6 protein-coding genes and 1 pseudogene are annotated in these 9,491 nt (G+C 55.0%); 3 read left to right on the top strand and 4 right to left on the bottom strand.

Annotated elements, in window-relative coordinates; all coding sequences use genetic code 11:
- Nucleotides 1-344 (bottom strand): annotated as a pseudogene (locus CV102_RS25445) (IS5/IS1182 family transposase); the annotation flags it as partial.
- Nucleotides 345-792: 448 nt separating this feature from the next.
- On the opposite strand from CV102_RS25445, the gene CV102_RS25450 reads away from it, so the two are divergent.
- Nucleotides 793-1,035 (top strand): HalOD1 output domain-containing protein, encoded by a 243-nt coding sequence (locus tag CV102_RS25450; protein ID WP_148860799.1) that lies wholly within the window; start codon nucleotides 793-795, stop codon nucleotides 1,033-1,035.
- A gap of 274 nt (nucleotides 1,036-1,309) precedes the next feature.
- Here CV102_RS25450 and CV102_RS25455 read toward each other — a convergent pair whose 3' ends face one another.
- Nucleotides 1,310-4,852 carry a PAS domain-containing sensor histidine kinase gene (locus tag CV102_RS25455; protein WP_148860800.1) on the bottom strand — a complete coding sequence of 1,181 codons (3,543 nt, stop codon included), beginning with the start codon at nucleotides 4,850-4,852 and terminating at the stop codon, nucleotides 1,310-1,312.
- Nucleotides 4,853-5,373: 521 nt separating this feature from the next.
- Between CV102_RS25455 and CV102_RS25460 the strand changes: the two genes are divergently transcribed.
- Entirely contained in the window at nucleotides 5,374-5,871 is a 498-nt protein-coding gene (locus CV102_RS25460) for a response regulator (protein ID WP_306438874.1), read from the top strand.
- A gap of 137 nt (nucleotides 5,872-6,008) precedes the next feature.
- On the opposite strand, the gene CV102_RS25465 is transcribed toward CV102_RS25460, so the two are convergent.
- Nucleotides 6,009-7,955, bottom strand: coding sequence for a PAS domain-containing sensor histidine kinase (locus CV102_RS25465; RefSeq protein WP_148860801.1), 1,947 nt, complete (start codon nucleotides 7,953-7,955; stop codon nucleotides 6,009-6,011).
- A gap of 348 nt (nucleotides 7,956-8,303) precedes the next feature.
- Nucleotides 8,304-8,492 (bottom strand): multidrug transporter, encoded by a 189-nt coding sequence (locus tag CV102_RS25470; RefSeq protein WP_148860802.1) that lies wholly within the window; start codon nucleotides 8,490-8,492, stop codon nucleotides 8,304-8,306.
- A gap of 160 nt (nucleotides 8,493-8,652) precedes the next feature.
- On the opposite strand from CV102_RS25470, the gene CV102_RS25475 reads away from it, so the two are divergent.
- Nucleotides 8,653-9,135: a hypothetical protein gene (locus tag CV102_RS25475; RefSeq protein WP_233710823.1), complete on the top strand. Its 483-nt coding sequence runs from the start codon at nucleotides 8,653-8,655 to the stop codon at nucleotides 9,133-9,135.
- Nucleotides 9,136-9,491 lie beyond the last annotated feature (356 nt).

A 9,491-nucleotide genomic window follows, 5' to 3' on the forward strand; every position in this document is an offset into this window, starting at 1 on the left:
ATCGCCTGAACGTCGCCGAGCTCGTGCAGTGTGACAGACAGCCGCAGCAACACCCGCCAGATCCGCATTTTGAGATCTTGTTTCCGCGTGCAGACGGTGGTGAAATCCGGTAGCTGATCCACAGAAAGCCCGAGTTTAGCGGCGATTCCGGGCATCTCGTACAAGATATCGAGTAACCGGCGGTAGGGTTGGTTCAGATATTCTCTGAGACAGTGAATCGAGACGATCACCCAGTCAGCGTAGCCGCCGTCACCCTTCTTGACCGCCGGTGCTGGCTCGCCAATGACAGCGTTCTGGGACAAATCGACACATCGGTCGGTAAATCGGGCAAGTTGAGACGGCATACTCGCCGCTTCCTTACTCAACCGCACATAATCCCGGTTGAGACGGCAACTGAGCAGCGTCTAAACGTGGCCCGCGCGCTGTATCCAGCAAACCCTGATTGAACTCTCGAATCATTGTCAAATGCGGTTGCGAATAGAGAGAATGGGTTCAGCAAACCGACTTCGTTTGTTCCAATCGAACTGCGCTGAATCAGCCGATCAGTAGATCTACGGACGTATCTGGGGAAGCATGCGTTTACACCTTTATAACTCATCACGTAGTCTACGGAAGCGAAATTACAGAGTATACGTCTGCTCTTATCAAGCGTGAACGTTCCATAGACGGTAGATGCGCCGTTCATTTGCGTAGCCCACACACGGTTCGTATACACAGTTCAAACGCGGCCGCAATACAAACGCCGTGACTATGGAAGTACGAGATACGTATACACCCGACCAAGAACAGTCGTTGACTGATGCAGTCATTGATGCTATTGAGGAGTACAGGGGGGAGCGCCTCCAACGAACAGACTTCGTCCTCTTTGAAGATATTGACTCTGAGAGCCTCAATACGCTCTTTCGACACGATTCCCAGCCGAGAACGACCGTCACGATTACGACTGATGATGTTCGGATTGAGCTTTGGGGAGATGGCGGGGTCAAAATTAGAGTTACTGACCAAACCGAGAAGAAAAAGGGGAATGGTCTCTGAGATCTATACGCAGGACGTACTTGTTGTTTCCGGGCGAAAAACAGCGGAGTTGACCCTGATGGGGCCACTTCAGGGGAGCCATCAGTCTACACTTAGAGTTCCGCCTATCATATGTCCATATTAATATATGATATTTAATGATGTACTGGGAAAAATACTTTTCTCTATTTAGGAAGATGAAGATAACGCGGTGGGTGGTGCCTCTGACACTCTCTTTCCCATCGCATTTTGGTTGTATTGCTTCTAAATTAGGCGCCCAAGTTGATTTGCTCAGTCACGCGTCATGGTTATTTGCCATCGGTAGCGTGAACAAGAATTTCGACCCTTCACCAGGTTCGGACTCGACCCGGATCGTGCTGCCGTGGCGTTCGACGATGCGTTGACAGAGCGGGAGCCCGATACCTGTCCCCGGGTGTTCCTCGCGGGTATGCAGTCTCTCGAACACCTCGAAGATACGCTCCTGCTCGTCAGGGTCGATCCCAATCCCGTTGTCGTGAACCGAAATAATCCAGCTGTCGTCATCGCGTTCGGCGGCGATATCAACACGTGGTGGCTCATCGCCGCTGTACTCGATCGCATTACTCAGGAGGTTCTGGAAGACCTGGCGCAGTTGCTCAGCGTCGCCCTCTACATGCGGGAGCTCGTCGATCGCGATCTCGGCGTTGCTCTTCTCGATCTGGATCTGTAGATCCTCACGAACGGCTTCGAGAACGTCATTCAGCTCGACCGGTTCGAACGGATTTCCTCGCGTTTCGACCCGTGAGTATGCGAGCAACCCTTCGATCATGTTGCGCATTCGGTCGGCACCGCCGATGGCGAACTCGAGGAACTCCTCGCCCTCCTCGTCGAAGTCGTCGCGATACCGGTCGTCGATGAGGCGGAGGTAGCTCGACACCATCCGGAGCGGCTCCTGCAAGTCGTGGCTGGCAGCGTAGGCGAACTGCTCGAGGCGTTCGTTCGATTCTTCGAGTCGTTCGTTCGACTCCTCGAGGTCGGTCACCAGCTGTTCGAGCTCCCGCTGGTACCGGTGGCGCTCGATGGCCTCGGCAAGGATGTTGGCGACGCTCTGGACGAAGGTAACGTCCTGGTCGGTGAACTCCCGACAGTCGGTGTCGTGAGTACCAAGGATTCCCCACGCCTCATCGAACGGTCCGATGATGGTACTGATCCCGCTGCGAACGTCGTGACTCGTCAGCAACTCGGGGCCGCTAAATCGCGTTTCCGTCTCGAGATTCTCGACCACGATCGGGTGATCGTTCGCCAAGGTATACGCAGCCTGAGAGTCCGCTTCGACGGAGGACACCGTCGCTTCACCGACGATCCCCTCGTGCCAGCCTACCCCCTGGCGCAACAACAGTTCCCGCTCGTCAGAATCGAGATCGAGCACCTTGCAGTACTCGTTGTCGAGTGCGTCCACCACGCGCCGAGCTGCCTCGTGCATAAGTTCGTCGAGATCGTCAGTTTCGAGAGCGAACTGCCCAAGGTCGGCGACGGCCTGTTGCTGACGAGCCCGCTGTTCGAGTTCGCGCTCGTGCTCCTTGCGCTCGGTGATGTCCTGTACCATCAACATCCCTGCGTAGATCTCGTTGGCGGCGTTTCGAACTGGAAGTGTATGCGCTATCAGGTCTCGGGTATCGAGATCGATTTCGAACGTGTTCGATTCGCCATCGAAGACCGCACGGAAGTTCGGTTTGAACTCGTCGATGAGCTCGTTGGGATACCGTTCGTAGATCGTCGTTCCGACGACCTCGTCCGGAGCGTGACCGAGTTTGTCGAGGAGTTCGCCACCGACGACGGTGTAGGTAAACTCCTCGTCATAGAGCCCGACTGCCCCGTTCGGGAAGTTCTCGACGAGCGTTCGGTACCGACGCTCGCTTTCTTCGAGCGCTCGTTCGCGCTCTTTGCGCTCGGAGATGTCACGGACGACGCCTGTGCGACCGACCGATCCATCTTCGAGCACGTACGGCCCAAACCGGCCCTCGACGGGAATCGTTTCGTCGTCTGCAGTTTCGAGATCGAACTCGAGCGACGCGTACTCTGCTCTCTTCGCGACAACATCCTCTTTCAATTCCTCGGCGCGCTCGTCGATCGTCTCGTCGTGGATGAGCGTGACGTGGTCTCCCAGCAATTCGTCACGCTCGTAGCCGGTCATTTCGCAGAACGCGTCGTTGACCATTACAAATCGGCCGTTGTCGTCAAGCGTTGCGACACCGTCCCAAATCGTTTCGATCGTCTGCTCGTACCGTTCTAATTCTTGTTCGCGCTCTTTGCGTTCGGTGATGTCAGTGAAATAGACAGAAAGTCCCGTCTCGGAAGGATAGATGTTAACTTTGGCCCAGAGACCGAGCGGTTCGGAGTAGCGTTCGAACGAAATCGGTTTCTGTGTTTCCATCGCGTCCGTGTAGTTTTCGTAGAGATCCGATCCGACAGCCTCTGGAAATACATCCCACAGGACCTCCCCGCGTAACTCGTCTTCTGAATAGCCGAGGAGGTCTTCTGCATAGGCGTTCACGTGGGTGAATCGAAAGTCTTCATCAAGTGTGTAGAACGCATCGGAGAATCGATCGAAAATCCGCTGGAGTTCGCGCTCGAGTTCTTGCTCGCGCCGATGACGATCAGTCATATCGCGCGTGACCTTCAGGTAGCCACGGTGAGCTCCGTCGTCGCCCCGCACCGCCGTAATCGTCACGTTTGCCCAGAACTGCCTGCCATCTTTTCTGACGCGCCAGCCTTCGTCTTCGAGGGATCCGTTTTCGGTCGCTCGTTCCAGATTTCGGGTAGGTACGCCCGCTGCTCGATCTTCCTCGGTATAAAAGGTTGAGAAGTGCTCGCCGAGGATCTCCTCGCGGTCGTAGCCTTTGATTTTTGCCGCTCCGTCGTTCCAGCTGATGACGTGACCGTCCTGATCAAGGCGGAAAATAGCGTACTCCTCGACGGCATCGATAAGCGACTGAAACCGTTCTTCGCTTTCGCGGTGAGCGTCTTCTGATCGCTTTCGATCCGTGATATCGTAGTAGAGTTCGATTCGACCGCCGGCGTATTGACCAGATTCAATCGGTTTGCTTTGGTGTTCGAGCCAGCGTGCATCACGGGTTTCGTTTGCAGTGACGTGACACTCGAACGTCTCGAAATGACGGTTCTCTTCGTACGTTGCCCGGACGTTCTCGGCGAATCGTTCTGAGTCGTCAAATCTGTCCTTGATGGTTTCGTCGAGCACCGTTCGTTTGTCCCGGCCAATGAGGTCGTCGCGGTCGAGGCCAAGGTACTCTCCGATGGTTTCGTCAGCCCATGCAATTGTGAAGTCATCATCGAGAACGAAGACACCGATGTTGGCCTCGTCGAGAACGCCCGTGATCGATTCGACCGATGCCTGTGCCGACTCGAGTGACTTCAGACGCTGCTTTTCCTCGGTAAGGTCTCGCGCGACGCCAATCGTTCCCTGAAACTCCCCGTCTTCGACCAGTAAGTTGAGCCGCAATTCACAGGGAACCACACCGCCATCGGCAGTTTGGACACCGAGTTCGAAGGCAGCGATTTCCTCGTCTTCCGTCCCGATTTGTCTTCCGAGTTCGCGTTCGATGCGTTCGACGTCGTGATCAGTGAGAACAAGCGAGACGTGTTCGCCGACGAGTTCGTCGCGTGAAAATCCTGTCGTCTCGACGATGACATCGTTGACCGCAACGAAGTGCCCCTTCGAGTTGAGCTGATAGACGCCGTCGTCGATCGTGTTGACGAGCGTCCGGTACCGATGGAGCGCCACATCGTCGTCAACGTCACCCCAAAATGCCCCGTCGGGGGCGTCCGCTTGTGTACTCATTACCCGTCAAAGATCATTGATTAAGTTAAAACTCTCGCCGCCCGTGAACCGTAAGAGTCTGTGTCCTTGTTTAGAGCACCGTACAGGGTTTATAGTCCAGTTCACGTACTCCTCGTTGTAACTTTACACCACAGTAAGCATATATCTAGGTTCGCAGATCAACTGATCAGTTGAGTCCGCGCAGAGGAAATCGTTCAAACTGGCCTTAGTATTGGCATTTTCGAACGCTGCATCAAGCGGCGTCCTCGAAAGCGGCGAGTCGCTCCTCAAGATCGCCGAGGGGCCCACGAGCACGACAATCTGTTCGCGACTTAGATCATCGATCTTCCCCTCACTGAATAGACCCCAATTTTCGCATGCCGCTTGAGCATCGGCAAGCGCGCCATCCGTCCGGGTTTCGACCTCGCACCTATTGACGATCTGGTTGTTCCTCGCGAAGGAAATCAAATTTCGCATCAACTACACACGATTCGTGTGAAAGTCCGCCACACCTCCCTCCAGTTGCATAGAATGACAAACAAATGGCTGACCAACGATTTGTTGAGGGTCTCCTGATCGACCCCAACCCCGAAGACGTGCGGCTCTTCTTCGAGGCGCTCGAGAACGAGAAGGTCAGTAATCATATCCACGCCGTCCCGGACGGTGCCGAAGCACTCGATTTCCTTCACCAGCGTGGCGAGTATACTGATGCTGCTCGTCCAGATCTCATTTTGCTGGATATTGAACTGCCCGAGATGGACGGTTATGAGCTACTTGAGACGCTTAACTGTGATTCCGAACTTGCTGGTATCTCTGTACTTATCCTAACAGGTTCGGATGACGCCGAAGCCGTCGTGCAGTTGTACGACCTCATGCGAACGCGTTCATCCAGAAGCCTGTTGATCCGCCTGAATTTCTCGAAGTTGTTCGCTCGACCGAGGAGTTCTGGATCGATATCGTTTGGCGGCCAGACAAAAGCGAAGGCGAAGATGACGAGTCCCTCTCACACCACTGACGCTGTCTCAGGAGTATCGCAGTAGTGGGATACCGTACGCGATACAGGTGGAGTAGGTGCCGGAGTAGCAATCGATCTCACCGATACCTGTCAAGAACAACCTGCTGGATACAGAGGATGAGGTCAGCACGGGGGTTCGCTTGGTTCTCAGGCTCGAGTCGTTTACTCGTGATCGTGCGCTGGAGAGAGCGTGAACGAGAACGTCGATCCCTCACCGGGTTCGGAGTCGACCCAGATCTCGCCGCCGTGGCGCTCGACGATCCGCCGACAGAGCGCCAGTCCGATGCCCGTTCCTTCGGACTCGTCGCGGCTGTGGAGGCGTTGAAACACCTCAAAGACGCGGTCGGTCTCGTCCGGATCGATGCCGATCCCCTCGTCGTAAACCGAGATGCGCCACATCGATCCATCCTGCTCCGCCGAGACCGCAACCCGGGGTGGTTCGTCGCCGCTGTATTCGATCGCGTTCGACAATAAATTCTGGAACACTCTACGGAGCTGTCCCCTATCCCCGCTGACTTGCGGGAGTGAGGCCACCTCAATATGGGCGTCGGAGTCCTCGATCTGCAGTTGGAGGTCGGTGCAGACGTCGTCGATCACCGTGTTCAACTCGACGGGTTCGAGCGGATCACCTTGCGTCTCGACGCGGGAGTAGTCGAGTAGATCGTCGATCATCTCCCGCATCCGCTCGGCACCGTCGACTGCGTAGTCGATGAACTCCTCGGCATCCTCGTCGAGTTCGCCGCCGTAGCGCCGCTCGAGCAACTGCAGGTAGCTCGTAACCATCCGCAGCGGCTCCTGGAGGTCGTGGCTGACAGCGTACGCGAACTGTTCCAGACGTTCGTTTGATTCCTCCAGTTTTTGGCGATACTCTTCGCGCTCTGTGACATCCCTGATGACGCCGATTCGCTGTTCTCGCGCGCCTTCGTCGAGAAGGACGAACCGGTTCTCTACCGTCCGGGTTTCGTTTGAGCCAGCGTTGATCGTCTCTTCGAACGTCAGGGGGTCATCCGCGGTCGCGCTCTCCCACTGTTCGGCCTCGATGGACGCGAACTCGTCGCCGAACACCGTCGAGGCGTGTTGACCCAGTAACTCCGTTCGGGAAAACGAGGTCAGATCGGCAAACGACCCGTTGGTGAGTTCGAACCGTCGCTCCTCGTCGAGAACGTAGATGCCATCGTGAGCCGTTTCGACGACCGTTTCGTACTGTTCGAGCTTCCGTTCGCGCTCGAATCGGTCGGTGATCTCTTCGATGGTGAACACGACACTGTCGATCTCTCCGCAGTCGTCGTAGACCGGCGCCCCGTTGATGGAGATCCAGACTCGCTCCCCGTCCGGACGAGACACGCCACTGAGATGATCGAACACTGGTTCTCCGGACTTCATAATCTGCGCGAAGGGCTTCTCGTCGCCCGGGAGTGGTTCGCCGTCAACGTCGACTTCGGCCCAGTCGGAATCGTCGAAGCTGAGGTCGTTGATCTGGTCTTTGCTCCGACCGTGTATCTCTTCAGCTCGGTCGTTGGCGAACTGCAGCTCGCCGTCGCTGCCGACGATCGTGATGCCGATCGGACTCGTTTCGACGATCGTTTCGTAGCGGGCCAGTTCTTGTTCACGTCGCTTCCGGTCGGTGATGTCGCGGGAGTAGACCGACAGGCCCGATTCTGAGGGATAGATGACGTTCTGGAACCACTTGTCCCACGGCGGATAGTAGTCTTCGAAGGTTACGGGCTCTTGTGTTTCAAGAGCCTCGTACAGTGCGCTCTCGAACGTCTCCGTGAGATTTTCGTTACGGATGTCCGTACCAATTGCGGCCTCATCCAGTCCGAAAAGGTCTGCTGCGTGATCGTTTAGATAACGAAAGCGGAGTTCTTGGTCGAGGGCGCAGAAGCTGTCCGAGATTCGATCGAAGACCTCGCCGAGGTCGCTGTCTACCGCATCCCTTTCTTGGCCATCTGTGAACGCTTGTCCGTTCGTGGATGGCTGCCACCAGACGCGTCCGTTTCCCCCGACTTTCTTGGTTTCGAGCCGGTCGTGATCGACGAGTCGCTCGAGGCGCTCGTAGGTACTCCGGCGGCCGAGGTCGAGTTGTTCGGCTACCTCGGTTGTCGTCATGGGTGCCCCTCCCGCTCCGAAGAGAGCAAGGGTCTCTCGAAGTGCGTCCGTCAACTGTAAGCCGGTCACTACTTCAGCAACTCACGATACCGATAGATAAACTCTCCGCCGTTGGTGTTCTAAGACGGGGAGAATTACCGGTGCGCTTCACGCAAGAGACGCGCTGTGAGTTCAGCACAGATCGTTCGAACTGCTCGGCTTCTGTCAGGAGTGGCGTGACCGGCTCAGAGCATTAGTGCAGCACGACCGACTCCGTTTGTTTCACACAGAAGTCAATGAATCAGCTGTTCAATAGATATGCGTACTGAGCGACAGTTTCCAGTCGGAACTAAGAAAGACGTTCTATGATCAGTCCAGTACTCTTCTCGCAACAATTACGACAGCAATCCCGGCAACGACGACACTGATGATTGTTGAAATGAGCTGCCCTAATCCCCGTTCCCATCCGAAGAACTGTGTTCCCACGATTGCAACGATGGCAACGAGGAACCCGAACGCAGTAACCACGGACGACTGATCTTGATACTTGGACACCATATTTACCACATCTATTAGCTATTTGCCATAAAAGTGTATGCACTGTACTGAGCGATTGGTCGCTTAAGGCCTGATGCCAGACAGTAGTAGAATAGAACTAGCCGCTCAGTAGATATGCGTTCTCAGGCATTCCCGCTGGAGGAGTTGATCTGTCTCCCCCATGTATCCGCTCATATATGAGATTAAGACACTGGGGCGTAATGTCTATCCATGGCTAACACAATGGTCAAAACACGAGACGAAGAGGGTAAAGTTACTAGTCGAAAAATCGGCAGATCACTATTCCAGCGGGGTCACGATGACTAACGATGAACTCCCGCATAGACGGGTCAAGCCGGACGACCCAGTCCCCGAGGTGATCTGGTGCCTCATTGACTCTATTGACGAAAACCAACTTGTTGGGACGTTTCTCACTCGCAAGGCGGCGAAGGAGAAAGCAGTAGCGAAGGCGAAGGAGCGTGACTTGAGTTCATCGGATTTTCCGGTCGCTGCGGTCCATTACAAGGATATTGAGGATATCTATAATGCGTTAGGAGGTGGCATCCGTGAGGACGTACTCGTCCCTACATCAGAGGGGTTTGACGAATACCGCGAGTTCATGGATACGCTTCCAGAAAACGCGACCGACAGTGACGATAACTGAGACACAAATAGATTCTCTCGATGACGACCACTCTGTACGATACTTCCACTGTACTGAGCGATGTGTGCTTCACCCGTACTGACCGATCACACCCTTCGCAGATCATCTTCTGATTTGTGTAACATTCGCGCCCTGTATCTCGCACGCTTCGCTCAACCTATCCAGTAGCTGGTAGAAAGTGCGTGCAAAATATAGAGGATAAGTCCAGCACGACGGCTTCGTTTGTTTCACACCGAAGTCAATGAATCGACCGATCAATAGATCTGCGGACTGAGCAAAAACTATTCTTGGAATCATGAAAACCATATTTGCCAAATATAGGTATTTACGCCTGATCGTGATACGCAGACCTATGG

The organism is Natronococcus pandeyae, assembly GCF_008122205.1.
Classification (GTDB): Archaea; Halobacteriota; Halobacteria; order Halobacteriales; family Natrialbaceae; genus Natronococcus; species Natronococcus pandeyae.